Raw genomic sequence first — 25,951 nt, 5'->3', positions numbered from 1 at the left:
GCACGCCGCTTTCGTAATCAAGCGGGATCAGGGATCGGGTTCTTCTCACCCAGAAGTTTGCTAATCAGCCGGTGAATGCCTTCGGAGCCCCCGGCCAAGATGAACGCGGTCAGGATCGTGTCGGCGTAGACAAATGCGCTTGTTGTCACGATGGGCGCATCGGAGGCGGCAATCAGGATCATCTCGATCAGACGCACGCCGGTCAGCATGATGGCGACGGCAAATCCCAGGCAGACAAGGATCGCCATCAAAGTGCGCCTTCGCGGCTGCGGCTCGGTTTCGGGTTTGATGCCGGGCGGGACCAGGCCGAGGGCCGTCAGGGCGTCCATCACCACCTCGCAGGACCGCTCGATCATCAGCGCAAGCACGAAATAGACCAAGAGGATGTTGGCGGCGCTGGCGAGTATCGCCTCATCTGCGTTGAGCTCCAGCAATCCGACTTGTGCCGATTGGATCACCCCCAAGCCGATTGCCAAGGCCAAGACGATTGATGCGAATTTGAAGAAATTATCCATGGTGTCACCTCATGCGTGCCCCAAGGCACGTCTGTTGAAAGAGGGGTATGAAAGGGATCGGTCCAGCCCGCCGGAAGGGGAGAGACGCGGGCTGGACCCAGAGCGATCAGCTGGCGTCGGCCAGCGTTCCATCGCTCTTGATCAGGATCTTGCTGACCACGCTGGTGGGTGTCAGGTCGGTCTGACTTGTCAACAAAGACTTGGGCAATGTGCGCGGCACCAGCAGCGGCAACGTCATCCCAACGCTCTCGTGCTCGTGATACGCAAGCATCTGCTCACGCAGGATCCCGATTGTGATCGCCTCGCCCAACAGCGCGCTTTCAATGTAATCGGTGTAATAGTGAACACCGGCGACGTTGCGACCGTTGGAGATGTTCCACATGAGCTTGTTCAGCTCACCCTCAAGGGTCAGGCCCTGGTCGATATTCACGGCAAGCAGATCGATGGTCTGATCCGTGGGCGATGTCCCGCAATCAGGTACCAAGGCAGCCTCCCCCGGTTCGACGACGTAGGTCGGCGCCCCGAACTTGTCGGTCATCGCAAAGAACGCCTTGAGCAGCGTCACGCAGGCGCCGGCGACCGTCGCATGGCCCGCGCCGTAGGCGGGGTGCATCGGAGAGCCTTCGGGGAACGCCATCGGCAAGAGCCAGGAGTTCTTGAGCTTGCCGTCGTTCTGGTCGTGGTTGTGCTTGCGGATGTCGGTCAGGATGTCCTCAAGCGCAGGCTCGGTTGGTGGCGTCGTGGGCGTTTGCGGGAAGGTGTACTCGGCCACCGTCTTGGCCAGCATGTCACGCGCACTTTGCTCGATCGCGTCGCCGTGGGCCCCGTATTCATGGCTGTTGGCGTCATCCCAGTTCGGCTCGTAATCGGAGTACACGGTATGGAACAGCGCCCCGGCCGCTTCAGGGCGAAGGCGGCGATGGATCGAGAACTTCTGCAGCCGCACGGCCTTCAATGCCCGGCTTGAGACCTCTGTGACCAGCGTGAGCAAGTGCGGCGGCCCAAAAAGGGCAAACGGAGACCGATTGGTGTCGTCCGCCATGGCGCCGGGGAACGGAAACTTCCGCGTGGCCGCGCCGTGGTAGGGGATGTCCGGATCAAGGGCGTAGCCTTCATCGAGCATGATCAGCGCGGCATTGAGGTACGCCTGATAGAGCGCATCATCATGGACGTAGGTCGCCAGGTCACGCATCCGCGCGATCGGACGGAAGGCGTCTTCCACGAACTCTGCGTCCGGGCCGGTTGCCGGAAGCGACCCCCGTGCCTGAAACCCGTTTTGCACATGCAGCCAATCCCGCCATCCGGTCATATAATCCGTTTCCGGCTTGGCGACGCGAACCTTCTGCGGGATGCACTGCGCCCCGTACTGGATCTTGCCTTCGGACCGCTTCTTGAAATCCTTGTCGCGTCCACCGGAACCCATGACCATGAACTGCGACAGGAACGGAGTGGCCCAATTGTCTTCGCCCTCGCCCCGGAAAAGACTGCTTGCGGTCTGAGGTTTCCCGTGGCGGCGGCGGTCTTTCAGCAGCTGCTTCTGATTGTCATCCGCCGTGCCCTCGAACCAGCGCATGGCGCTGAGGCGTTTGGCGGCGTGGTCGACTTTCTTGTTGTCGTCGGACAGGCGCTTTTTGCACGCGGCGGAGACTGGGTTTCCGTGCAAGTCCGTGAGTTTGTGAACAAGAGCACTGTCCATGAAAGAGGCAACAGCCCAGTCGCGGCTGAGGGCCATCTGGTAGACCTCGGCCATCTCGGCACCGAATTCTGCCGATCCGACTGCGGGCGCGGGGGGCATGGTTACGGCGTAGGGGTCGGGCCCTTGCAGGACGTAGGCGTGACCCGAGGTTGGGCTTTCCCATTGGCGGTAGCGTTGGCTCTTTTCGGGGAGGTTGGTCAGGTCGGCGCCTTCAAAGTCCCCGCGGAAAGGGACCGTCTTGGCAAATTCCTTGGGGTCATGGGTTTCCGTCCCTTTGACAAATTGCTCGAAGTCGCCGGGGTCGGACAGAAGCCCGTTCGAAGTGTGGGTCAGCCCTTTGGTGAAATTGAAGATATAGGGCGAAACCTCATCCTCGTTCGGATCGTGGGGTTCGAGCGGTGCCTCGGTCGAGAGCTTTGTGGCCGCATTCCGTACGTCTGCAGGTTTGCGATTTGGATCATGAAAAGTCATAGTTTTTTCCTCATTAATCAGGGGGTTTAGGAGGGAAGCGCTTCGCCGACCCATGGAAGGTAGGTGGCGTCGAAGTGCCAGGTGAACGCCGAGGCGGAGGTCGAAGGCTCGCCCGGCATATCGATGGGAACAAACCGCGCGCCGGCGATTTGCTTTGCATGGGCGTGGCGGCCAGAGACGCGCACCCGGGGCTTTTCGTCTTGAAGGGAGAGGACCACGAAGCCGTCGGCCGGAAAGAACGTTTCCGTTCCCGGGAGCACGACTCCGCGGGGCAGGTAACGGTTGAGGATGAACGTCTCGGTCCCGGCCACGGTATCTTGCGAGATCAGCGTGCCCACTTGCGTGTTTTTGGCCGCCAGATCATTGGGCGCGTCAGACGGGGCCTGCGGCGGAGCAGAGCCCGCGTCTGAGACAGTGATCGTCTCTGCATCCGGGCGGCGCACAATCAGGTACTCATGGAACGCGCTTCCGCGACGGGCCGGGGCCTCGTAGGTCGCCGTTTGCAAAATATTGTGCATGGCCACGTTGAATTCCATATTTATCTCCTTTCATCAGAGGGTTACGCAGGTATGGCGGAGGGCAGGCACACCTTTCCCGTCATCTGAAAAGGCATCAGATGCTGCGGATGGTCAGAAATTGGTTACGTGTTGGGCGGGTCTACCACCCAGGTCCGTGCCGCCGCAGAGCGGTGTAGTGGGACGACGCGATCACTCCTGCGCCGGATTTGAGACGGGAGTATGCCGCCCGGAATTCTTGAATTGGTTTTCGCGTCTCGGCAGCTTTTTCGAGCAACGTGTCGCGCCCGGTTGTTTTTGGCTTGAGTTCACTGCGCTTCAGGCCTGCCCAGGTTTCCACCATTTCCCGGGTCGCGAGCGCGGCGGACCCGCTGGTTCCTTGCAGGGTGACGATTGATCCCGATGTGCTTCCAGCGCCCAACAGACCCGGGTGCATCGGGCTATCATCGCCGGGAAGCAGTGCTGTGATGCCGCTTGGGCTTTGTTGGTCCTGGTTTTCCTCTTTTTCGGGGTCGCGATCGGCCCTCTCGGTGGGCGCCGTCGAGGAATATGCACTTGGACGTTCATCGCTCAGCCGGTACGCCCCGGCCACGAACAAGGCTCTGTTGGTTGCGAGCGCGTTTTGAGAGCCTTTGCGTTGAACGGGTCCTTCATACCTCCAGTCATCTAGTCGCCACGTCGCCGTGGGTCTGTCCAACGCGACGTGGTAGCTGTCGCGTGGCATTCCGATCGGCACACCTTCCAGCGGATCTCTGGCATCGGTGTGAGTAGTGTATTTGTTGTCGTCGAAGTAGGATCGCAGCGAGGTATGATCGCGGCCAGGGCGAATGTCCTGGTCCGACTGAATGTAGAGGAACACGTCCACTTTGTCTTCATCTGCAGTGACCAACGCAGGATCTGTTGCCTGAACCGCAATTTCCCAAAGACCTGACTGTGCAGGCTCAATTGGGCCGCCTTGGAGGGACGCTTCGATCTCTGTCGGAAGAATCGCGATCACGATCCGATATCGGAACGTCTCTTGGTCGCCCTTTTTCGGACCAGGCCACCGGGTCCGATACAGTGTTACGGTGGGGCCGAATACGCAGAATTGGTTCACTGCCCGAGTGTCATTTTCCGTTGCCAGTGCAAACGCTTGAGTTGCGCGGCCATCCGGAGCCTTGACGGTTATTTCGATGTCCGGCCGATTTCCCGCCAGCGGCCCGGTCCATATTTCGACGAAATTGCTGGACCGGTCCGCCGGTGGTACGCGCCAGGAAAAGGTGTGTGACAGATGTCCGGAGTTCAGCTCCGCACGGGCACTCACTCGGTTCAAGTTGTCGTTCCCAGCGGGAATGCAAATGTCCAGCGGCGCGTTGCGACGCGCAATGATTTGCTGCATCGGCATTTCAAGCCAACCATTGCCGTCCTTCGGCCCTGCCTGCATCCCGAACGAGAAGTTGACGACCAGCGGAAACCCACCCGCGTCCTTCCACTTGGAGGCCTCCTTAAGGTCGGCGTCCATTTGCTCCCAGAGCTTGTTCGCAAAGGCGACCACCCGTATCAACGCGGACAGCGCGAAGGCTGACAGATACGTGCCTGCCGAGCCAATTGCATATTTGGACGGCATGTTGACGGCTAAGATCGGGCGGCTGATCGGGCCATCCTCGTCGCCGGGTTCATCGCCGCAGGCCAAATCGGCCATATGGGTGCCGTGACTGAACCGAAACTCCAGATCGCGTGCCCCTTCGGGTCGGTCTGGGCGAACAAGACCTGCCTCCCGGAAATACCCAACTTCGTCAAAGGTTGGGTCGCGCAACGCGGCGTCAATGTCACGTTTCAGGATTTCTGATCCGAAAGGCGTGCGGTTCTGCTTTTCGTCAAACACTCCGGATTGCTGCCACGAACTCAGGATACGGGTCGTGTCCTTTGTGTGCCGGAAGCGGTGGTGAACCGGCGAAATGCCGATGTCGATCACTGCAGTCAGGATCGCGTCTTTGGATATCGCCATTGCGAGATCCTTCATCTCTTCATCGCTTGGCAGTGTCGGAGACCCGATGTCGATGGGGGCGCCTTTGGCCCCTACCGAACCGGCGAGAAAGGGTAACCCTTCGGGCCCGACCCGGCTGCTTAAGTGCTCGCCTAAGTTGTCACCGGCCACGTAAGGCGTCGCATCTTCCGTGCTGGCCCCTGAATGACCGCCTGGCGTTGTGGTCGGGCCAAGATCCGAGGGGGGGGCGATATCTCTGTGATCGTAGAAGCTTTGTCCGCCGACAAGAACACTGTTCTTGGTTGTGAACCAGTGGACGTAAGGCGAAAGGCCTTCGCTCAGTGATTTCCAGGTCATGCCAGGACCTCGGTCTGTGCGTTGGCCCAGGCTTTTTGCACGAAGTCAAAGCTATGACCTGGCACACCAATCCGTTTTTCCTCCTCGTCGAGAGGTTCGCTGTTTGCCGGGTCGAGTACACTACTGACACCCCAGAACTTAGCGTTTGCGTCCTGGAGCCTGAGGGCAAAGTCGAAAGAGTCTTCTCCAGGTTTTGCCGCGAATGACTTGAACGAGACCTCGCTGGCAATACCCTCCTCCGACGTCGCGGCAATGGCGATTGCTTCGCCGATTTGGCATCCCAATAACGCACCAGCCACATTGTCGACCGGGAAGTGAACCCCTGCCACGACCCTGTTCGTTGAGATGCGATGGGCCAACCGGAAGGGCATCGACGCCTCTGCTGCCCCATTCTGCGGGCCTTGGCCCGTGATGAGCCGGTGCAGAACCGTGGCGATGGCGAAGGCTTCGGTCGCATGGCCCGATGGGAAACTGGAATGGTCAGGCGTTTGGATAATCGGCTGCACCTTGTCCGAGAAATCAATCGGCCGGTGCGAGCGCACGGCGTGTTTCACCTGTTGCTCGACCATGATTGTAACGCTTTGGACCACCCGCAAAAGCCGCAATACGTTTTCACGGCGCCCCTCAGCGAGTTGGAGGATTGAGCCAAAGAACGACATGATGTCGTAGATCTGCACTTGAATTTCCGAAAGGCGGTCAAGCCTTAGGTCCGCATAGGCCCGGACCTGTTCAAGCTGCTTCACGAATGTGGGAATTTCAGGTGCCGTCAGTTTCACCAAAGGCGCTTGATCGAACAATACCGTTACTTCCCGTGGACCGGCGTCGGTTTTCGGCGCGACACGGAAATACGAGGCAAGCGCGGAAGCCAGGATCGTTTCGCGTCGCTCGCCTGAAAGGTATGACAGATCATCTCCGGCAACCGGTTGGCTGTTGACGCGGGTAGCGTCGATTGTGCCGTCCCAATAGCCGAGGATCGCGTCACGGCTTGCGCCCAGCGCCGCGCTGAGCAGGACGGAGGTGGGACCGCCAGCGTGTGATCCATTCGCCCCGCCATTGGCGCCCCCGTTGGCTCCGCCATTGGCGCCACCATTCGCACCCCCATTGGCTCCGCCGTTGGCCCCGCCATTCGCTCCACCCAAAAAGAACATATTCCACCCCCCGGTTTGTTAACTGCATTCACTATTTGGGCAGGCCGGGCGTTTTGCAATAAATGCTGGACAGGTTAACGGTGATTAACGATTAAATAACTGTACGGTTCTGCCTCTGCGGGTATGATCCCATTTAGTCGTTGGACGCGAAATAAATGGATTCTCTGCCAGAACATATGCCCGAACGTCTGCCCGAACATCTGAAGGTTCGGGTCAATCTCTGGGGAGATTTCCGTGTCGAGGGGTCGGACGGCGAAGACATAACCCCTCGGTCGGCCAAGAACAGAGCCCTGGTTGCGGCGCTTGCAACCAACACGTCGTTCGAGCGCAGCAGAGTGTGGCTTCAGAACAAATTGTGGTCCACAGGTGAAGTCGAGCAGGCGCAGGGGAACCTGCGCAAGGCGGTCCACGATTTGCGCGTCGACTTCGGGCGCTACCGAGACGCTATCCTGTCCGACCGCCAAAGCGTCGGCCTTGCGCAAGATGCCGTAGAGGTCTTGGGGCCGACGGAGGCTAATGGGGAATTCCTTGGCGGGTTGGAGGTGGGCGACCGCGAGTTTGACCAGTGGCTGTTCCAAATGCGCCTGTCGGCCCGCGCCCAGGGCAAAGGGGCGGATGGTCCGTCGCAGCCGATGCGGCGACCGACCCCCAGAAAACGCATTGTGATCCTAGCCTTTCGCAGCGAAAGCGCGGAAGCTGACTGGGTGGTGTCTTCTCTTGCGGATGAGGCCGCAGCCGCGTTGAGAGAGTCGCTGCCAGCCGACGTTATTGTCGAAACGGTCGAAGCAGGCAGCGGATTAAGCGCCCGAAACGACGCCTCAGACCTTATTGTCGAGATCCAAGTCGCGCCGGTTCTGAGAGGCGAGATCTCCTTGCGGCTCAGTGTCAGCCGCAGCTCCACCTTGGAGCGGCTTTGGGGACAAAAACTGCATTTCGCGCAAGCATCGCTGCAATTGTTCCGGGATCCGAGTATCGCACGTGCTGTCGCAATGCTATCTGAGGGGATTGCAAAGTGCCTGCACAATGACGCCATTCGGCGTCGTTCAGCGCAGGGTGCTTTGCTTGAGCCCGTGCTCGGGAAGATCTTTTCGATGCAGGCCGATGGCTTGCGCGAGGCGGATGAGGCGTTGCAATTGCTCTATGAAGAGTTCGATGATGCAACCTATCTGGCTTGGCGGTCTCAGATCAGGACTATCCAGTATATCGAGCGCCATCTTCTGGACCGCGAAGGTCTGGCCGAAGCCGCACAAGAGTTCGCCCTGAAAGCGATGGAAGATGCTCCGTTCAACGCGACCGTCCTGAGCGTTGCGGCCAACACGGCGCACTTTCTGGAAAACGACTCAGTCAGGGCTGCAGAGCTTGCCCAACATGCCGTCAGCCTACAGCCGATCAATGCACTGGCCAGGTGGTCGCTAAGCACGGCGGCACTTTATGTTGGGGATTTGGACCTATCGGTCAAACACGCCACCTATGGTCGCACGATCACGCACAGTTCCAGCCGCAAGTTCTGGTGGGAGCTGCAGATGGGAGCGACCTATCTGGCGCGCGGCGAGCTTGACCGTGCCTTGAACTCCTTCCTCGCCGTCCACCGGTCGAACCCGCAGTTCCGCCCCCCGATACGATACATGATCGGTTTGTTCGCCCACCAAAAGCGTTGGGACGAGGCTGAGGAGGCGGTGAAAAAACTGCAAGCGCTGGAAGACGAATTCTCGGTAGAACGGCTTTTGACCGACCGAGCGTACCCGGCGTCTCTGTTGTTTCGCCCAAATGGCCTCAAACTCGATCACTTGCGCGAATTCTGGTGATCAAGCTTTGTGCGTTGGATCGGATCAGATCCACGCCATGCGGGGGTGCGTGTTGGTGTGATAGAGAGCTGGCGCAGACGCATCACCTTCTGTGACGCGCATCGGCTGTCATCCTGTCGGGCGGGTCCGAGGCGGCGTAGGCGCCTGTGCTAAACAGCATGCCCTGTGGCCCGAGTTGATCTGGAACAAGGTGGTTCTGATCAAATCGCTCTATTTTTAGGACAACAGATGGAGTTGTTTGCGTCGGCGACGCGCCTCGCGGGCCGCCCCAAGGGACGCAGGAAGAACCAAACTGATGCCGGTCCACATCGGCAGCGTTCTTTGATACGATTGAGAAAGAAAGGGACACCTCGTGACCGTAAAGAACATCCTCGTTGCCTATTCCGGTTGGGATTCCTCGCAATGCCCGCTGAAACACGCGTTGAAGATTGCCAACGAACATGACGCCTGGGTGACCGGAATTGTCGGCCACGGGCGGTCCCATGTGCTCAGCCTTTTGGGCGGGCAGGCCCCTCGCGAGCTTGTGGAAACCATTCAACAAAGCGAAGCCCATGAAATCGCGCGCGTGAAGGATGTCTTTACGGATCTGGTCCAACAACAGGGTCGCGCGGACGCGTCGGAGTTTTTCGACGTGGTGGATCAGGACGGCGCAACTGTTGCCAGCATTGCGCGGACGTTCGACCTGGTGGTGACGGCGCGACAAACCCAGGATCCGGTCCAGAGACACATGTCCGCCAGCCCCGACATGATCGCCCTACAGTCGGGCCGTCCAGTCCTGATCGTTCCGAAAGACTACGACGCCCCCGGCCTGTCGACCCATGTTGTCGTGGCTTGGGATGGAAAACGCGCCGCCGCGCGGGCGATTGGGGACGCGATGGAAATGCTGGAGGAGAAGGGTAAAGTCACCGTCCTGACCATTGGCAAGACGGCTCCCGAGGGGACAGAGCGCTTGATCGCCAACCTCAAACGCCATGGCATCAACGCCGAGCATGCGCAGCACGCGAGGTCCGGCAGTGTGGGCAGCACGATTTTAAGCGTGACCGAGACGATCAGGGCGGACCTGATCGTGATGGGCGCCTACGAGCATTCGAAGTTCTCCCATGACGTTTTTGGAGGGGTCACCACGGATGTGATCCGGGACGCCACGGTGCCGGTGCTTATGTCCCACTAAGCGGGCAACGCGGCCGAGGGTGCCCATTAAAGGGTGCCCCCGGCCCTTGCCAAGATCACCCCGCCGCCGCCAATGTCGGCGCGCGTTCAGCGTCCTGCGCGCATTGCTCCCACTCCAGGTTGCCGACATAGCGCCAGGCCATCTGGCCGCTCTCATTCAGGGCGAACAAGTGCAGCCAGCGGTTGTCGAAGAGCGCCCGGACACCGTCATGGCGCTTGAGGATATCGGTCATCGCTTCGCGCGGGGCTTCGATACAGACCGACAGGCGCAGCGGGTCATGGGCGTAGCCCTCCCCCTCATGGACGGATTGCCAGGGCAGGCCCGCGCGCAGGGTGCCGCCATTGCCCTCCAGCACGCCGATGCCGCCACTGACGTTGTGGAGCAGTTTGTTCCCCGCGCCAAAGGCGTCGGGCGCGACGGTGGAGCCGTAGTACTGCAGGCTGATCCAGCTTGCGACGACCACGGGGGCGGTCATGATCAGTTCCAGCACGCCGAAACTGCTGTCCTGCTTCCAGTCATAGTCGTGCAGGAACGCCCGCCCGCCCAGGCTTTTGCCCGCCGTCCGACGACGCGGCGCAGCGATGAAGGCCTTGCAGCCCGCAAGCGCCCACTCGGGCCGGGTTTCGGCCCAGTCTTTGCTCCGTTGCGGGATATCCGCATCGCCTTTTGCCCGGGGCAACCGCAGCGCACGTTCGGACCGGGTGACGATCCCGGCCTGGGCGAACCAGCCCTTGGCCTCACGGATGTCGGCATCGTGGGCCGTAGAGGGCGTGTCGGCGGCGAAAAGCGTGATCTCGTCCGTCGTCGTATCGTGCAAGGCACCCACGAAGTAGGTGTCGGTGGGGATCTCGATCCCCCGTTCCGCAAGTCCGCGTTGAACATCGTCCGAGTTCAGCAAACCCGCCAGAAGCCGCGCGTTCACGTCGCCCGCATAGCCGCCGCAGGCCCCACAGTGCAGGCCGCTGGCGAACGGATTGTTGACCACGTTCGCGCCGTGCCCGGCCAGCACCACCAACCGCGCGAAGTTCCCGGTCAGGGACATGGCGCGCAGGATGGTTTCGGCCGCGTCGATCTGCGCTTCAAGCGGCAGGGGCGGGTCAAGCCGGGGGGCCGGTCCCGCGGGGGCCACATCGGGGGCGAGGCTAAGCGCGTCGCGCACCAGCTTGCCCGCATAGATCGGCCCGGTCGCCTCGACGAAGGCGAAGGAGGACACGGCAGCCAGTTTGAACCGACCCCAAGCGCGGCTAGCGCGGGCGGTGAAGCGGGCGGTTTGGTCGGCGTTTGCGTCTCTGCCCGCAGAGGTCGACGTGACCCCGGGGTTCAGCAGCACCGGCAACCGCAATTCGTCCACGTCCGAGGCAAAACCCTTGTGGGAGGCAGTCAGGCCGAAGAAGCCCGCAAAGCCCAACGTCTGGATGCCGGGGTTCACGGACTCCAGCGCGCGGCGGAACACTTCCGAGCGCACGTCGATGCAGAACGCCGCCTGAAGCGCCGGGCGCTTGTCCTGGGCGTCTGGCGCGGGCGCGGCAAAGGTTTCTGCCAGATCGCGCTGCACCGCGCGCTCCCACGCCTCCTGCAGGACGGCGTTGGTTGCCATGTCCGCATCTTCGGCAATGGGTGCTGCATGGGCCGCTTTCACATCGGCCCAATCCTCGGCGATCTGTTCGCCATAGAGGCCTAGCAACGCCTGCTCCCACACCAGCCGGATAGTCAGCAGATCGGTGATTGTCGCGTCCGAGCCTTCTGCCAGTTCCGCCTGCCACAGATGATAGCGCGCGACCTGGGCCCAGCCGCCGAGCGTGAAGAGAAGCTGGTGCAGGTAGGTGTCCAGCGCGTCCGCACCAAGCCCCAGCGCGGTGATGGCCTCGGCCATGGCCTCTTCCGCTGTATCGGGCGTTTCGCTGACGAACTGCCCAAAGCCGGTGAGCCCGACGATCTCGGGCGTCAGGTCATGGGTCGCCGTTTGACGCCAGGCGTCATAGGCGCCGCGCCGGCGCGGGGCGGCCCAAAGCGCCTGACCCTGATCGAAGTAGCCCCCGGCCCAGATACCGAAGCGCTCGGCGATGACGCCGGGCCAATCGATGCCGGACACTTTGGCGGCCAGATCGGCAATCGTGGGCTGTGGCGCTGGCGGCGCAACGTCTGCGTCCGCCAGCCGTTTGACCTCTGCCAGGTCAGGCAGATCCGTTGCGCCTTGAGCGGCAAGAGCCGCGGTGATGTCGGCGTGGGTGATCGTACCGCTCTCGATCAGGGCATTGTAATGCGCCCTGGGCATGGTGACGGGGACACCGCCCACGCGGCCAAGCCGAGCGCCGACCTGTGCTAGTGTTTCGCCCGTTTGTCCCAGGAACGGGTTCACCGCGACGGAGGAGGCCAGGGGCCAGACCGGAGGGATCGCGCGGGCGGCAGCATCGCTTGCCGCCCTGATCTGCGCGAGGGAAAGGTCAGAGGAAGTAGTCATGGCAGTAATCCTTATGCGCAGGGTTCAGGAAGAGGTTTTGGTCGACCAGCCGCGCAGCAGCTTGTCGAAGACGGCATTGGCGTAGAGGCCGTTGGATAGATGCACCCGAAGCCCCGCCGCCGCCGGGTGGTATGCCCAGAGGGGGAACATCGCCTGTGCGATGGCCACGGTGCCGAAGCTGAACAGCGCCAGCACGATCAGCGCCCATTCCAGCGGGCCCGGCGTGGGCGTGGCGGGCAAGGTGCCAGACATCAGCCACTCGGCCCCGGTTTGCAGCGCGAAGTATCCGACGGCGGCGGCAAGGGAATAGGCGGCCGTCCGTTGGGTCAGGACGCGCGGTGCCGCGTCGGCGAGGCCCTGCGCGAGGAGGTACGCGACGCCGAAGATAAGGATCGCACCGAGCGCAATGGCTTGGGGTGACTTCCCCGTGACGCCGAAAACAAGGCCCACGACGGCGTAGATCACCAGCGCGATCAGAAAGGCGCGGCCCACGGCGAGCCCGTTGGGGATCGCCACCGGCCCGGGCCGCCGGATCGCCGCCACTCCGTCTACAGCCTGGCCCGAGGCCAGGAACGCGTGCGCCTTGTAGAGCGAATGGGCCACGATATGCAGGAGCGCCAGCGGGAACAGCGCCAGGCCGCATTGCAGGATCATGAAACCCATCTGTGCCACGGTCGACCACGCCAAGGAGGTCTTCACCGCCGATTGCGTCAGCATCACCAACCCGCCGAACAGAGCCGTGAAGCCGCCGATCATCACAAGCACCGCCAAAACGCCGGGCGCCAGCAGCATGACGTCCGAGAACCGGATCAACAGGAAGCCGCCCGCGTTGATGACGCCTGCGTGCAGCAGGGCCGAGACAGGCGTGGGCGTCTCCATCACTTCGGTCAGCCAGCCGTGCATCGGGAATTGCGCCGATTTCAGGATGGCCGCGATGGCCAGCAGCGCCGCGATCCATCCCGCGTTACTGCCCTCACTCAAGCGGGCCGAGGCATGGATCTGCGCCAGATCGCCGGTGCCATAGGCCGCGACCATCAGCACCACGGCCCCCAACAGGGCCGCGTCGCCCAAGCGCGCCGTTATCCACTTCTTGCGCGCGGCCCGCTGCGCCGCGACACGCTCAGGGTAGTGCAACAGCAGTTTGTGCAGGGCGAGGCTTGTGCCGATCCAGGCGAGGACGAGTTGCGCGACGTTGCCTGCGATCACCAACAGCATGACGGCGGCAAGGGTCAGGCATAGCCAGCCGGTGAACGGACCTTGCCGCGCCTCGCCGTCCATATACGTGGCCGCATAGCGGACCACGACCCAGCCCACGAAGGTGACCAGCAGCAACATCACCGCGCTGACCGCGTCCAACCGCGCCGAGAGCCCCAAGCCGCCCGCGCCAATCAACAGGCTGGATGCCGGGCCGGTCAGGATCAGCACCAGGGCGCTAAGGACCGCGACCCCCAGGGCCACGAGCGACGCGATCTCAACCTTCGCGAGCTCTTGGGTTGGTCGCATCTGCGGCCCGCGGAAGGCGAGGATCGCGCCCGCGATCAGGGCAAGGGGGGCGAGGTAGGGCAGCAAGGCGATGAACATGGCGAGGCGTCCTTTGAGGCTGAACAACGGCGTTGGCGGTTGCTAGCAGACCCAAAGCATCCATAAAAATTCATTGTTTGATCTAATTCGTTCTGTTTAATGTATCGATATGGCCGACTTCAATTACCACCATCTGCGCTACTTCTGGGCAGTCGCCCATGACGGCAATCTGACCCGCACGGCAGAGCGGCTGAACCTGTCGCAATCCGCCGTTTCGGTGCAAATCAAACAGTTGGAGGCGCAGCTTGGCCATGCGCTGTTCGAGCGGCGCGGGCGGCAATTGATCCTGACGGAGGCCGGGCGCATCGCGCTTGACCATGCCGATGCGATCTTTGCGGCGGGCCGCGAGTTGCTTGGCACGCTGCAAGAACAGGGCCGCAGCCGAAATGCGATCCGCATCGGCGCCCTGGCCACCCTGTCGCGCAACTTCCACATGGAGTTTTTGCGTCCGATCCTGGGCCGCCCCGATGTGGAGGTTATCCTACGCTCCGGCACGAGTGCCGATTTGCTGCAGTCCCTTGAGGCCCTGAACCTTGACGTTGTCTTGATCAACCGCGCGCCCGCGCAAGACTCGGTCACGCAGTTCATCTCGCATCGCCTGTCCGAGCAGCCCGTCAGCCTTGTGGGCGCGCCGGATCTTCTGCTTGGGGAACCGGGTCTGACGGAATTGCTGTCCGAGAAACCGATGATCCTGCCAACCGCCGAAACCGCCGTCCGCATCGGGTTTGACGCCTTGACCGAACGGCTCGGGATCCGGCCCCAGATCGCGGCGGAGGTGGAAGATATGGCGATGATGCGCCTTCTGGCGCGCGAAGGCGTTGGGCTGGCCGTGCTGCCGCCGATCGTGGTTCAGGATGAGCTGAGCAGTGGCCGCCTGATCGAAGCGGATCGACTGCCAGATATTGGCGAGACGTTCTTCGCGGTGACGCTGAAGCGCCGGTTCCCGAATGCGATCCTGAAGGAACTTCTGGATGGCCGTGAGATTTGACCGATCTGGGGACGGGTTGGACGCATGCCATTGCATCCACCCTACGCAAGCCACCACCAAGAAGCCCTACTGCCCGCCGCCAGGCCCCAGGGATCGGCGGGCCTCGGTCTCCGTCTCGAAAATATGCGAGCCCTGGGACCGCGCGAAGACCTTGCCCAGCTTCATGCGCATGAAGGCAGACGCAGAGTATCGCGTGGTCGACCGGTAGAATCGGTCTTCTAATCCTTGAACCGCTGCCGCGTAGTCTTCTTCTATCTCGGGGTAGATGATGGTGCCGTCGTAGTTCACGATGGCGTCGACTTTGGCCTCTAACGGCCCGCAGACCTCTTCGACCCGGGCTACAATACGGGTCACATCCGCGTGGTCGCGGATCCGCAGTTTCTCGAGGTTAATGAACAGCCGGTCCGCGCCCGGGTCCAGGGCAATCCGCGTATCCAAATCCAGTGCCAGCAGATCAATGGCCAGGCCCATCGTGTCTTCACTGAAAATGCGCGCGTCCATGGGGGCCACATCTTCGATGATCGGGTGGAACGCCATCTGGGCAAGGATATCGCGGTCGATATCGACACCCGGCGCCACCTCTACCAACTCCAAGCCATCCGCACGTAGGCGGAAGACGCAGCGCTCAGTCACGAACAGCACTGGCTGCTCCAGCCGCGCCGCGCGGGGGCCAAAGAAGGTGATATGCTCAAGCGCATCGACGAACTTGCGCACCCGGCCCTCGGACAAGATCGCGATGGCACCGTCGCGCACCGCCACATCAAGCGCGACCGAGGTGAAGGTGCCGGTGAACACCACCTTGCGGGCGTTCTGGCTGATGTTGATGAAGCCCCCTGCCCCCGCCAGGCGCGGCCCGAATTTCGAGACATTGACCGAGCCCTGGGCGTCCGCCTCCGCCATGCCGAGGATCGCGATGTCCAGACCGCCGCCGTCGTAGAAATCAAACTGCTGGTTCTGGGCGATCACCGCGTCGGTGTTCACCGCCGCGCCGAAATCGAGGCCGGAGGCAGGTTGGCCGCCGATCACGCCGGGTTCTGCCGTCAGCGTCAGGTGGTCCAGCAGTTTTTCCTCACCGGTCACAGCCGCCACCCCTTCGGGCATGCCGATACCCAGATTGACGACGCCGTTCACCGGCAACTCGAACGCCGCACGGCGCGCGATCACCTTGCGCGCGTCCAGCGCCATGACGGCAGCATCTTCAACCGGTTTGCGATAACGCCCGGTGAACGCCGGAGAGAAGGTAGTGGCAAACGTCTGCATGTGATCGCCCGGTTCCGCCAGCACCACCGCATCGACCAAGGCGCCCGGGATCTCCACATCGCGCGGGTTCAGTGAGCCGCGCGCAACCACCTGCTCGACCTGCACGATCACCACGCCACCGGAATTTTTCGCGGCCATGGCCTGGGACAGATTGTCGATGGTCAGCGCCTCATTCTCCATCGTGACATTGCCTGCCGTGTCAGCAGTCGTCCCGCGCAGCAGCGCCGCGTCGATGGGCAGGGCGCGGTAAAACAGGCACTCTTCACCATCGATATCCATGACGCGCACGAGGTCTTCGACCGTCGCCGCGTTCAACTTGCCCCCGCCCTTGCGGGGATCCACGAAGGTCTCCAAGCCCACTTTGCTAAGCGTGCCGGGTTTGCCCGCCGCGATGTCGCGAAACATCTGGCTGATCACGCCCTGGGGCAGATTGTAGGCCTCTATCGCGCCGTCGGTCGCCAGGCGCCCGACCTTCGGGATCAGCCCCCAGTGGCCGCCTACCACGCGTTTCAATAGCCCCGGATGCGACAGATGGTTTAGGCCACGGTCCTTCCCATCGCCCTGCCCTGCGGCGAAAAACAGCGTCAGGTCGCGGGGCGCGGAGGTCTCCTGAAACCGCGCGCTTACCGCCTTCAGAAGCGTTTCCGGCACCCCGATGCCCACAAAGCCCGAGGTCGTGACGACATCCGCGTCGCTGAGCAGCGCCGCAGCGGCCTGAGGGGAAACGGTCTTGTTTGGCATAGCATCCTCCTGCGCTTTCATCGGAGCACAGTTCCGCCCCCAATCAAAACGCTAGTTTGGCGCCGAAGCACTGCATGTTAGGCACAGGCACGGACAGCAACCCAAAGCACCGCATGTGCGCGGATACGCTTTGACCGGATTAGCCGACTAGCATATCAGTTGAGACGCAGACCTGACAGGAGGAGCACTGCCTGACATGGCCCTGACCCACCCCGACCGATTGTTCCCCGTTGATGTCAGCTTAAGGGCGCTGGCCCGCGACCTCTATGACAGCGTCAAGGATCTTCCGATAATCAGCCCCCATGGCCATTGCGACCCACGCTGGTTCGCGGAAAACGCGCGCTTTCCCAACCCGGCGGAATTGTTTGTGGTCCCGGACCACTACGTGTTCCGGATGCTGGTGAGCCAGGGCATCGCGATGACGGACCTTGGCATTCCGCGCACAGATGGCGGGCCGTCCGAGGCGGACCCCCGCGCGATCTGGCGCCTGCTGGCGCGCAACATGCATCTGTTCCGCGGCACGCCCACGGCGATGTGGCTGGACCATGCGTTCGAACATGTGTTCGGGCTGGATACCCCTTTGACGGAAACCACCGCCGACGCCTGCTACGACCATATCGAGGCGCGACTGGCCGAGCCCGCCTTCCGCCCCCGGGCGCTGTTTGACCACTTCAACATCGAAGTGCTGGCCACCACGGAGGGCGCGCTGGACGATCTGGCCTGGCACGCGATGATCCGCGACAGCGGCTGGTCCGGGCGCATCGTGACAACCTATCGCCCCGACGCCGTCGTTGATCCGGAATTTGAGGGTTTCGCCGCCAACGTCGCCCAGCTTGGCGCGGTCACCGGCGAGGACACCACGACATGGGACGGCTACCTCAAGGCCCACCGTGCTCGGCGGGCCTACTTCAAGACCTTCGGCGCCACGGCCACCGACCACGGACACCCGACGGCCCGGACCGAGGATTTGCCGCGCAGCGAGGCGCAGGCGCTGTTTCAGAAGGCCCTGGCCGGGGCCTGCACGGGCGATGAGGCCGACGCGTTCCGGGGCCAGATGCTGACCGAGATGGCGCGGATGAGCCTGGACGACGGGCTGACGATGCAGATCCACCCTGGCTCGCGGCGCAATCATTCCGCGCCGGTCTTCGCCCTTCATGGACGCGACAAGGGGTTCGATATCCCGGGGCGCACGGATTATGTGGGCGCGTTGAAACCGCTTCTGGACGCGGTGGGGATGGAGCCTGACCTGACGATCATTCTTTTTACGCTCGATGAAACATCTTATGGCCGCGAGCTGGCACCGCTGGCGGGTGCCTACCCGGCCCTGCGCCTCGGCCCGCCGTGGTGGTTTTTCGATAGCTATGAGGGCATCAAACGCTTCCGCGAAACGACGACTGAGACCTGCGGGTTCTACAACACCGTGGGCTTCAACGACGACACGCGCGCGTTTTGCTCGATCCCCGCGCGCCACGACGTGGCTCGGCGCACCGACTGCGCTTATCTGGCCGAGCTGGTGGGCACGGGGCGGCTGCGAGAAACTGAAGCTTTTGAGGTGGCCCACGATCTGACCTACCGCCTCGTCAAAGACGCGTATCGCCTGTGAACCTGCCGCGCCTGACCCGCCAGAGCCCCGCGCCCGCCCCCGGCATCGTCCATTTCGGCCCCGGCGCCTTCTTTCGGGCACATCTGGCGCCTTACACCGATGAAGCGATCCGAGCGTCGGGAGGCGATTGGGGGATCGTTGCGGTCTCGCTCAAAAGCCCCACGGCGCGCGATCAACTGGGGCCACAGGGCGTGGCGTACACGTCCGTTACGCTGACGCCGGACGGGATGGAGCCACAGGTCATTTCGGCCGTTTCGGACGTGCTTGTTGCGCCAGAGGATCCTGCGGCGATCGTCGACCTTCTGGCCGATCCCGCGATCCGTATCGTCTCGCTCACGATCACCGAAAAGGGATATGGGTTTGACCCGGCAACCGGCGGCCTCGATATCAGCCATCCTGACGTTGCCCATGATCTTGCCGATCCGAATTTCCCCGCCTCCGCCATTGGTTTCATCGTCGCCGGGCTAGAGCTCCGACGCCAATCCGGCACGCCGCCTTTCACCGTGCTGTCGTGTGACAACCTGCCGTCGAACGGCAAAATCACCAGGGCCGTGACCCTTGATTTCGCGCGCCGCATTTCACCCGACATCGCGGAATGGATCGCGGCGAATGTCGCCTTCCCCTCCACAATGGTGGACCGGATCACCCCGGCCACGACCGAGGCGGATCTTGCAGCACTGGCCGAGGTCACCGGCTACCAAGATCCCGCCGCCGTCTTCCACGAACGCTTCCGGCAATGGGTGATCGAAGATGATTTTACCAACGGCCGCCCTGCGTGGGAAGCTGCGGGTGCGCAGCTTGTGCAAAACGTCGAGACGCATGAGTTGATGAAACTGCGGTGTCTGAACGGCACCCATTCGACACTGGCATACCTGGGCTATCTGGCGGGATATGAGACCATCGCCGACACCGTCGCCAACCCGGATTTCGCCCGCCTGTGCCAGGTGCTTTGGCGTGATGAGATCACGCCCACCGTGCCGCAACCGGAGGGCGAAGATTTGCAGGCGTATTGCGCGATGCTGATGCAGCGCTATCGCGACCCTGCGATCCGACATCGGACCTGGCAGATCGCGATGGATGGCAGCCAGAAGCTGCCGCAACGGCTTTTGGGAACGATTGCGGATAACCTGGCGCTTGGGCGGGTGCCGCGGGGGCTCTGCCTCGCGGTGGCGGGATGGATGCGGTACGTTGGTGGCGTGGATGAAAGTGGTGCGCCCATTGACGTGCGCGATCCGATGGCCGAGCGGCTTAAGGCGGCGAAGACCGTCGCCGATCTGCTGGCCATTCCCGAGATCTTCCCGGTGGACCTTGCAGAGAACGCTGATTTCCGGGCCGCCGTGGCGACGGCCTTTTCAGCGCTTGAACAACACGGTGCGCAGGCGACGGTGCGGGCGTTTGTGAAGGGGCACGCGTGATGGGTCGCCCGCTGGTTCTGCACGAGGATGATGACGTCGCGATCCTGACCGCGCAGGCACAGGCGGGGGACACGCCCCTTGGGATTGGCGATCCCTTAGATGCCTCCGTTCCGTCCGGTCACAAGATCGCCCGTCATGCCATCACCAAGGGATCCGTGGTCACCAAGTTCGGCCAGATGATCGGCTTCGCGTCCGAAGACATTCCGGCGGGCGCCCATGTCCATAGCCACAACCTTGCATTCGGCGTCCATGGCAATGCGGGGAAGATCGGCGATCAACTAAGCGCCGCAAAGGCCGCCATACCTGACGTGCAACCACGCACTTTCGCGGGCTACCTGCGCGCTGACGGACAGGTCGGCACGCGCAATATGGTGGCGCTGCTCGCGACGGTGAACTGTTCGGCCAGCGTCATCCGGCAGGCGGCGGATCAAGTTACACGGTCAGGCATGTTGGACGCCTATCCCAACGTGGACGGGATCGTTGCCTTCGCCCATGGCACCGGCTGCGGCATGGCCGCGAGCGGACCGGGGTGGGAGAATTTGCAGAGGGTCCTTTGGGGCCACGCCACCCACCCCAACGTCGGCACGGCGATCTTTGTGGGTCTGGGCTGCGAGGTCATGCAGATCGCGCGCATGAAGCAGATGTTCAGCGCGGATGGGCAGGAGCGGTTCCACGGCCTGACCATTCAGGACAGCGGCGGGACGCGGGCGACAATTGCGCAGATCGTCGCGAAAGTAGAGGCCCTGCTGCCAGAGATCGACGCGGCCAGGCGCAGTGCTCAACCCCTGTCAAAGCTGGGCGTAGCGCTGCAATGCGGCGGCTCGGACGGGCTGTCGGGGATCACGGCGAACCCCGCCTTGGGCGTGGCAAGCGACCTGCTGGTGGGCCACGGCGGGCGGGTGATCCTGTCTGAAACGCCCGAGATCTACGGGGCGGAACGATTGCTGCTGCAACGCGCCGCGAGCGCCGAGGTCGGGGCCGCATTGACCGCCCGCTTGCGCTGGTGGGAGGAATATACCGCGATGAACGGCGGCTCGATGGACAACAACCCGACGCCTGGCAACAAGGCCGGTGGGCTGACGACGATCCTGGAGAAATCATTGGGCGCCGTCGCCAAGGGTGGCGCGACCCCGCTTAATGAGGTGGTGGATTACGGCGCCATTCCCAACGCGCCGGGGCTGATCTTCATGGACACGCCCGGCTATGATCCCGTCTCCGTCACCGGGCAGATCGCGGGCGGGGCGCAGGTTGTCGTATTCACCACCGGACGGCGGCTCGGCCTTCGGGTCAAAGCCCGCGCCGACCTTGAAACTGGCGACGAACGACCGCCTTTTTGCGGCGATGCCGGAAGACATGGACCTGAACTGCGGGGATGTGATCAGCGCGGGCGTTCCGCTGGCAGGCAAAGGGGCCGAGATCCTGGAACTGATCATCGCAACAGCCTCGGGCCAGGCCACGAAAAGCGAGGGCCTGGGCCTTGGGGACAACGAATTTGTCCCCTGGCAAATCGGCGCGGTGATGTAACGGCTTAGCGCATCACCGACGGCAGCCACAGCGAAACGGCAGGCACGTAGGTCACAAGGATCAAGGCGCCAAGAATCGCCAGATAGAACGGCCAGATCGACTTCAACGCCTGCTCGATCTTGATCTTGCCGACCGCACATCCGACGAACAGGCATGTCCCCACCGGTGGCGTGCAGAGGCCCAGGCCGAGGTTCATCAACATCATGATCCCGAACTGCGTCGGGTCCATGCCAAGCCCTTGTGCGATGGGCAGGAAGATCGGCGTGCAGATCAAGATCAGTGCGGCCATGTCCATGATCATGCCCAGGATCAACAGGATGACGTTGATCATCAAAAGGATGATGATCGGGTTGTCGGAAATCGTGACCAACCCGTTCGAGAGCGTTTCCGGCACGCGGTAGAGCGCCAGCAGATAGGCGAAGGAGCTGGCGAACGCGATCAGGATCATCACCATGGACGTCGTCCGCACGGTCCCCGAGATCGCTTGCAGGAACGCCTGCCAGCTGAGGCTGCGGTAGAAGATCGTGGTCAACAAAAGCGCATAGATCGCCCCGAACGCCCCGGACTCGGTCACCGTGAAGACGCCCGATAGCGTGCCGCCGACGATGATGACGGCGGTGAAGAACCCCGGGATCGCAGAGGCCGCCGTGCGCCCAACCTCGCCCCAGCCGGGGAACGGCTCGGACGGGTAATTGTGTTTGATCGACAGCACGTAGGCCGCCACGGCCAAGCTGATGCACATCAGAATGCCGGGGATCACGCCCGCGAGGAACAGGCCCGAGACAGAGATGCCGCCACCCGCGGCGACCGCATAAATGATCATGTTGTGGCTTGGCGGGATCACGATGCCCGCGATGGAAGAGGTGACGGTGACATTGACCGCAAAATCAGGGCGGTAGCCGCGTTCCTTCATCACCGGCACCAGAAGCGAGCCGAGGGCCGAGATGTCGGCCACGGCAGAGCCCGAGATGCCGCCAAAGAGCATCGAGGAAAAGATGTTCACCATGGCCAAACCACCCTTCAGGTGGCCCACCAGGGCAGAGGCGAGTTTGACCAGCCGCACGGCGATGCCGCCCCTCAACATCACCTCGCCTGCCAGAATGAAGAACGGGATCGCCAGGAGCGAAAAGACGGAGACGCCTGCTGTGGCCCGTTGAAAGGTGATCAGCATCGGGAAGCCTTCGAACCAGAAGGCAGAAGCGGCGGCAATGCCCATGGCGAAGGCCACCGGCATGCCCATGACCACCAGCAGAAAGAAGACACACATGAGGATGATGAGGCCCATCTCAGGTCTCCGTGATATCGGGGGTGTCAGGCATCGGCTGCCACCGCGAGAATGAGATTGTGCGCAGGACCGCGCGGATGGCGCAGATCCCGAAGATCAGCGCGCCGCATAGGGTGATGGCGAGGGTGCGAAAGCTTTCGGGAATATCGAGCATCGGCAGCAGGCTGTCCCAGCCAAATTGCACCAGCTCGATACCCGCAAGGAGCATCACAAAGCCGAAGGCGGCCAGCAGGACGTCGATGAAAATGATGATGATCTTTTGCAATCCCGTGGGCAGCATGTCGCGAAACAGGGTGACGCCCAGATGAGTCTCGTCCTTCATGCCCGAAACCGCGCCCAGAAACACGATGTAGCAGATCAGCAGAAGCGCCAGTTGTTCGACCCAGGTGGGGGTCTCGTTCAGGATATAGCGGCCAAAGACCAGCCAGCCGAAGGTGATGACGAGAACGACAACGGCAAGGGACGCGATGAGCGAACAGATCTTGCCGACCCAGTCGAGCATGGTTTCAACCCAACCGCTTGGGGGTAACTGATCGCTCATGGTGGTCCTGCGATTGGCGTGAGTAGTGGATCGTGCAGTGGCCCGCATCACAATGCAACGCGGACCACCAAAGTGATCTTATGCGACCGTCTTATTCGGTGCCGCGGATCAGGTTGACCAAGTCCGCCATGTCCGGATTGTCAGCCAGGAACTGCTCGTAGACCGGGGCCATGGCCTCTTGGAACGGGCCCTTGTCGGCGATCATGTTCACGATGGTGCCGCCGGCTTCCACGATCTCCATGGAGGCCGCTTCACGGGCCTGCCACAGCTCGCGCTGCAACTCGGCGCTGGCGCGCCCTGCGGCCATGACGATTTCCTGATGCTCGGGCGACAGGGCCTCCCAGGCGCGCAGGCTCATGCAGAGGCATTCGGGGATGATCAGGTGCTCGGTCAGCGAGTAATACTGCGCAACCTCGAAGTGGCTGGTGCTCTCGTAGGAGGGCGGGTTGTTCTCGGCCCCGTCCACAACACCGGTCTGGATCGACTGGTAGACCTCGGCGAAAGCCATGGGCGTCGCGTTGCCCTCCATCGCTTCGACCATCATGACGAACAGGTTGTTGTTCATCACGCGGATCTTCAGGCCTTCCACATCGGCAGGCGTGTTGATCGGACGGATGGAGTTGTAGAACGAGCGCGCGCCCGCGTCGTACCAACCCAGTGCGATGATACCGCGTTCCTGCATGCCCGCGCTGATCGCGTCACCCACTTCGCCGTCCATCAGCTCATACATCTCAGGGATGGAGCCAAAGATGAACGGCAACGAGACGACGTTGGTCTCAGGCACAGACGTACCCATCTGACCCAGCGAGAAAACACCGAAGTCGAGCGCGCCGAGGCGGACCTGTTCAATCGCGTCGGGCTGGCTGCCCAGAACGCCGTTGTGGAAGATCGTCCCCGTGACGGCGCCGCCGGTGGCCTCGGTCACTTCCTCCATGAAGGATTCCATCGCGATGGAGACGGGGTAATCCTCGACGTGGATGTTCCAGCCGCGCAGGTCCTGGGCCGAAGCCGTCGATGCCGCAACCGCGAGGCAGCCCGCGAGGACGGTGCTGCTGAGTGTGAAAGTCCGTGACATATGATCCTCCCAGATCGTTTTGATCGCACCGCAGCTTCTGGTCGTTCAGACCTCCCTCCTGCGGACTAGAATACTAGTATAGCTATGGCGAGCGTGAGTCAATCCAACTTCAAACCGTGCCGCGCGGCGGACGGTCGTTGTTTTTGGTGAAGATCATGCCATCGAGCAACTCGCTCAACTCGGGCCGCGCGGACGGTCCGTTGGAGATGGCGATCAACAAAATGCTGCCGTCGGGGCGGATCACAAAGGTGCCCGGCTCTGCGAAACGGCGATCCGTTTCGGCGCCAGACAGCGGCTCGGTCACGAACAGGCCAAGGGTCTCCATCTGCGCCTCGGTCAGGCCGTAACCCAGGTCAAACCCCCAGCCAAACTCTGCCTGATCCGCCAGCGCCTTCTCTTCCGTATCGGCCGAGACCACCGCAATGTCGAACCCGGCGTCCTGCCATTGGGCGCGCATGCCATCGAGGATGTTGAGGTATTTCTTGCAGCGCGGGCAGTGCTTGCCGCGATAGACCGTCAGAAGGGTCCAATTCGTGCGGGTGCCGCCCACGGTGAGCGTTCCGCCCCCGGCTTGCGGAAAAGACATGGGGGCAAGCGTGGCCCCGGCGACAGGTTTAGGAGTGGGCATGTTGGAACCTTTGTTTAAGGGGGGGATCAGGTGAGGGCCGCGATGACGCCGCGCAGTTCAGACAAACCCCGCAGTCGCCCGATCAGCGGGTAGCCCGGGTGGGTTTCGCGGCCGACGTCATCCAGTAGGTCATGGCCGTGGTCGGGGCGAAAGGGAATCGCGGTGCCGCGTCGGCTTTCCGCCTCCAGCAACTCATCAATGACGGCGACCATATCGGTGTCGCCTTCCAGATGCGCCGCCTCTTGAAAGGAGCCATCGGGGTCTTTGGCGACATTGCGCAGATGGGCGAAGTGAATGCGGTCCCCGAAGCGGCGGGCGATGTCGGGCAAATCATTGGCCGGATTGGCGCCGAGGGAACCGGTGCAAAGGGTCAGCCCGTTTTCCGGCGCGTCAACGGCGTCCAGCATCCAGGCGATGTCCTTGGCGTTCGACATGATGCGCGGCAGCCCAAGGATATCGCGGGGTGGGTCGTCGGGGTGGATGCACATCGCCATGCCAAGATCTTGAGCGGTGGGGATGATTTCTTCCAGGAACCGCTTGAGGTTGGCACGCAGGTCAGCGTGGGTAAGGCCGTCGTAGGCCTTGAGGGCACTGCGCAACTCGATGATGTCATAGCGGTCGTAGGCGCCGGGCAGGCCGGACATGACGGCCTTCAGCAGCTCGGCTTGCTGCGCCTCACTGGCGTCGTCGAACCAGACACGGGCGGCGGAAAGCACCTCTGCACCATAGGCCTCTTCTGCGCCATCACGCTGGACCATATAGACCTCGAACGCGGCCATCTTGGCTGCTTCGAACCTCAGGCAGGTGCCGCCACGCGGCAGGGGATGGGCAAGGTCGGTGCGGGTCCAGTCCAGGAGGGGCATAAAATTGTAACAGATCGTGCGCACGCCATTGGCCACAAGGTTGGCCATGGACTGGCGGTAATTGGCGAACAGGCCGCTGAGGTCCCCATCGCCGCGTTTGATCGCCTCGTGGATCGGCAGGCTTTCAACGACATCCCAGGTAAAGCCCGATGCCTTGATCTGAGCATTGCGGTCCGCAATGGCCTCTGCGCTCCAGATCTCGCCGTAAGGAACCTCATGCAGCGCCGTGACGATCCCGGCGGCACCCGTTTGGGCGATCTCGGGCAGGGTCAGCGCATCAAGCGGCCCGAACCAACGCCACGTTTCCCGCATTCCTTATCCCCTTTGCCCCTGCACCGCTCG

At 62.4% G+C, this 25,951-nt stretch carries 19 protein-coding genes; 6 read left to right on the top strand and 13 right to left on the bottom strand.

The features are described 5' to 3' along the window. Window positions 1-17: 17 nt before the first annotated feature. The 5 genes from AC6I9R_RS04785 to AC6I9R_RS04765 form a co-directional block, all read right to left on the bottom strand. Window positions 18-515, bottom strand: coding sequence for a hypothetical protein (locus AC6I9R_RS04785; RefSeq protein ID WP_461427684.1), 498 nt, complete (start codon window positions 513-515; stop codon window positions 18-20). Between the two features lie 106 nt (window positions 516-621). Next, window positions 622-2,682 carry a phosphatase PAP2 family protein gene (locus AC6I9R_RS04780; RefSeq protein ID WP_461427683.1) on the bottom strand — a complete coding sequence of 687 codons (2,061 nt, stop codon included), beginning with the start codon at window positions 2,680-2,682 and terminating at the stop codon, window positions 622-624. 26 nt (window positions 2,683-2,708) lie between these two features. Beyond that, window positions 2,709-3,218 carry a hypothetical protein gene (locus tag AC6I9R_RS04775; protein WP_461427682.1) on the bottom strand — a complete coding sequence of 170 codons (510 nt, stop codon included), beginning with the start codon at window positions 3,216-3,218 and terminating at the stop codon, window positions 2,709-2,711. Between the two features lie 121 nt (window positions 3,219-3,339). After that, window positions 3,340-5,520 carry a S8/S53 family peptidase gene (locus tag AC6I9R_RS04770; protein ID WP_461427681.1) on the bottom strand — a complete coding sequence of 727 codons (2,181 nt, stop codon included), beginning with the start codon at window positions 5,518-5,520 and terminating at the stop codon, window positions 3,340-3,342. Beyond that, a complete protein-coding gene (locus AC6I9R_RS04765) occupies window positions 5,517-6,668 on the bottom strand; it encodes a phosphatase PAP2 family protein (protein ID WP_461427680.1) in 1,152 nt (383 codons plus the stop codon). The genes AC6I9R_RS04770 and AC6I9R_RS04765 overlap by 4 nt, the downstream gene beginning before the upstream one ends. 176 nt (window positions 6,669-6,844) lie before the next feature. Between AC6I9R_RS04765 and AC6I9R_RS04760 the strand changes: the two genes are divergently transcribed. Together AC6I9R_RS04760 and AC6I9R_RS04755 are read left to right on the top strand one after the other, a co-directional pair. Further along, on the top strand, window positions 6,845-8,473 hold the full coding sequence (locus tag AC6I9R_RS04760) for a hypothetical protein (protein ID WP_461427679.1): 1,629 nt from the start codon (window positions 6,845-6,847) through the stop codon (window positions 8,471-8,473). A gap of 352 nt (window positions 8,474-8,825) precedes the next feature. Then, window positions 8,826-9,644 (top strand): universal stress protein, encoded by an 819-nt coding sequence (locus AC6I9R_RS04755; protein WP_461427678.1) that lies wholly within the window; start codon window positions 8,826-8,828, stop codon window positions 9,642-9,644. A 55-nt stretch (window positions 9,645-9,699) separates the two neighbouring features. Here AC6I9R_RS04755 and AC6I9R_RS04750 read toward each other — a convergent pair whose 3' ends face one another. Continuing rightward, window positions 9,700-12,105: a YbcC family protein gene (locus AC6I9R_RS04750; RefSeq protein WP_461427677.1), complete on the bottom strand. Its 2,406-nt coding sequence runs from the start codon at window positions 12,103-12,105 to the stop codon at window positions 9,700-9,702. A 24-nt stretch (window positions 12,106-12,129) separates the two neighbouring features. Continuing rightward, a complete protein-coding gene (locus AC6I9R_RS04745) occupies window positions 12,130-13,686 on the bottom strand; it encodes a proton-conducting transporter transmembrane domain-containing protein (RefSeq protein WP_461427676.1) in 1,557 nt (518 codons plus the stop codon). Between the two features lie 109 nt (window positions 13,687-13,795). Here AC6I9R_RS04745 and AC6I9R_RS04740 point away from each other — a divergent pair, with 109 nt between their 5' ends. Continuing rightward, entirely contained in the window at window positions 13,796-14,674 is an 879-nt protein-coding gene (locus AC6I9R_RS04740) for a LysR family transcriptional regulator (RefSeq protein WP_461427675.1), read from the top strand. 66 nt (window positions 14,675-14,740) lie between these two features. On the opposite strand, the gene AC6I9R_RS04735 is transcribed toward AC6I9R_RS04740, so the two are convergent. Next, on the bottom strand, window positions 14,741-16,675 hold the full coding sequence (locus tag AC6I9R_RS04735; RefSeq protein WP_461427674.1) for an acyl CoA:acetate/3-ketoacid CoA transferase: 1,935 nt from the start codon (window positions 16,673-16,675) through the stop codon (window positions 14,741-14,743). A 196-nt stretch (window positions 16,676-16,871) separates the two neighbouring features. Here AC6I9R_RS04735 and uxaC point away from each other — a divergent pair, with 196 nt between their 5' ends. The 3 genes from uxaC to AC6I9R_RS04720 are packed head-to-tail and all read left to right on the top strand — an operon-like array spanning window position 16,872 to window position 21,225. Next, window positions 16,872-18,278 carry a glucuronate isomerase gene (gene uxaC, locus AC6I9R_RS04730; protein WP_461427673.1) on the top strand — a complete coding sequence of 469 codons (1,407 nt, stop codon included), beginning with the start codon at window positions 16,872-16,874 and terminating at the stop codon, window positions 18,276-18,278. Continuing rightward, window positions 18,275-19,693, top strand: coding sequence for a mannitol dehydrogenase family protein (locus tag AC6I9R_RS04725; protein WP_461427672.1), 1,419 nt, complete (start codon window positions 18,275-18,277; stop codon window positions 19,691-19,693). The genes uxaC and AC6I9R_RS04725 overlap by 4 nt, the downstream gene beginning before the upstream one ends. Continuing rightward, window positions 19,693-21,225, top strand: coding sequence for a UxaA family hydrolase (locus AC6I9R_RS04720; protein WP_497863065.1), 1,533 nt, complete (start codon window positions 19,693-19,695; stop codon window positions 21,223-21,225). Before AC6I9R_RS04725 ends, AC6I9R_RS04720 begins: the two co-directional genes overlap by 1 nt. On the opposite strand, the gene AC6I9R_RS04715 is transcribed toward AC6I9R_RS04720, so the two are convergent. The 5 genes from AC6I9R_RS04715 to uxuA all read right to left on the bottom strand — a co-directional run bounded on the left by AC6I9R_RS04715 (window position 21,222) and on the right by uxuA (window position 25,921). After that, a complete protein-coding gene (locus tag AC6I9R_RS04715; protein ID WP_461427670.1) occupies window positions 21,222-22,502 on the bottom strand; it encodes a TRAP transporter large permease in 1,281 nt (426 codons plus the stop codon). The genes AC6I9R_RS04720 and AC6I9R_RS04715 overlap by 4 nt on opposite strands. A 1-nt stretch (window position 22,503) precedes the next feature. Further along, window positions 22,504-23,043, bottom strand: a complete 540-nt coding sequence (locus AC6I9R_RS04710; protein ID WP_461427669.1) for a TRAP transporter small permease — start codon at window positions 23,041-23,043, stop codon at window positions 22,504-22,506. Between the two features lie 91 nt (window positions 23,044-23,134). Beyond that, window positions 23,135-24,118: a TRAP transporter substrate-binding protein gene (locus AC6I9R_RS04705; RefSeq protein WP_461427668.1), complete on the bottom strand. Its 984-nt coding sequence runs from the start codon at window positions 24,116-24,118 to the stop codon at window positions 23,135-23,137. A gap of 109 nt (window positions 24,119-24,227) precedes the next feature. Continuing rightward, the gene (locus AC6I9R_RS04700; protein WP_461427667.1) at window positions 24,228-24,704 is read right to left on the bottom strand and encodes a redoxin domain-containing protein; all 477 of its coding nucleotides are present in this window, start codon (window positions 24,702-24,704) and stop codon (window positions 24,228-24,230) included. A gap of 68 nt (window positions 24,705-24,772) precedes the next feature. After that, window positions 24,773-25,921, bottom strand: a complete 1,149-nt coding sequence (gene uxuA / locus AC6I9R_RS04695; RefSeq protein ID WP_461427666.1) for a mannonate dehydratase — start codon at window positions 25,919-25,921, stop codon at window positions 24,773-24,775. Window positions 25,922-25,951: the final 30 nt, after the last annotated feature.

Source organism: Gymnodinialimonas sp. (genome assembly GCF_059726805.1).
The sequence above is the reverse complement of the archived record's forward strand: the minus strand, read 5'-3'. Positions and strand labels throughout refer to the sequence as shown.

Bases quoted from the DNA above. Each gene is read 5' to 3' on its own strand.
- AC6I9R_RS04785 (WP_461427684.1), bottom strand. From the start codon at position 515: ATGGATAATTTCTTCAAATTCGCATCAATCGTCTTGGCCTTGGCAATC.
- AC6I9R_RS04780 (WP_461427683.1), bottom strand. From the start codon at position 2,682: ATGACTTTTCATGATCCAAATCGCAAACCTGCAGACGTACGGAATGCG.
- AC6I9R_RS04775 (WP_461427682.1), bottom strand. From the start codon at position 3,218: ATGGAATTCAACGTGGCCATGCACAATATTTTGCAAACGGCGACCTAC.
- AC6I9R_RS04770 (WP_461427681.1), bottom strand. From the start codon at position 5,520: ATGACCTGGAAATCACTGAGCGAAGGCCTTTCGCCTTACGTCCACTGG.
- AC6I9R_RS04765 (WP_461427680.1), bottom strand. From the start codon at position 6,668: ATGTTCTTTTTGGGTGGAGCGAATGGCGGGGCCAACGGCGGAGCCAAT.
- AC6I9R_RS04760 (WP_461427679.1), top strand. From the start codon at position 6,845: ATGCCCGAACGTCTGCCCGAACATCTGAAGGTTCGGGTCAATCTCTGG.
- AC6I9R_RS04750 (WP_461427677.1), bottom strand. From the start codon at position 12,105: ATGACTACTTCCTCTGACCTTTCCCTCGCGCAGATCAGGGCGGCAAGC.
- AC6I9R_RS04745 (WP_461427676.1), bottom strand. From the start codon at position 13,686: ATGTTCATCGCCTTGCTGCCCTACCTCGCCCCCCTTGCCCTGATCGCG.
- AC6I9R_RS04740 (WP_461427675.1), top strand. From the start codon at position 13,796: ATGGCCGACTTCAATTACCACCATCTGCGCTACTTCTGGGCAGTCGCC.
- AC6I9R_RS04735 (WP_461427674.1), bottom strand. From the start codon at position 16,675: ATGCCAAACAAGACCGTTTCCCCTCAGGCCGCTGCGGCGCTGCTCAGC.
- uxaC (WP_461427673.1), top strand. From the start codon at position 16,872: ATGGCCCTGACCCACCCCGACCGATTGTTCCCCGTTGATGTCAGCTTA.
- AC6I9R_RS04720 (WP_497863065.1), top strand. From the start codon at position 19,693: ATGGGTCGCCCGCTGGTTCTGCACGAGGATGATGACGTCGCGATCCTG.
- AC6I9R_RS04715 (WP_461427670.1), bottom strand. From the start codon at position 22,502: ATGGGCCTCATCATCCTCATGTGTGTCTTCTTTCTGCTGGTGGTCATG.
- AC6I9R_RS04710 (WP_461427669.1), bottom strand. From the start codon at position 23,043: ATGAGCGATCAGTTACCCCCAAGCGGTTGGGTTGAAACCATGCTCGAC.
- AC6I9R_RS04705 (WP_461427668.1), bottom strand. From the start codon at position 24,118: ATGTCACGGACTTTCACACTCAGCAGCACCGTCCTCGCGGGCTGCCTC.
- AC6I9R_RS04700 (WP_461427667.1), bottom strand. From the start codon at position 24,704: ATGTCTTTTCCGCAAGCCGGGGGCGGAACGCTCACCGTGGGCGGCACC.
- uxuA (WP_461427666.1), bottom strand. From the start codon at position 25,921: ATGCGGGAAACGTGGCGTTGGTTCGGGCCGCTTGATGCGCTGACCCTG.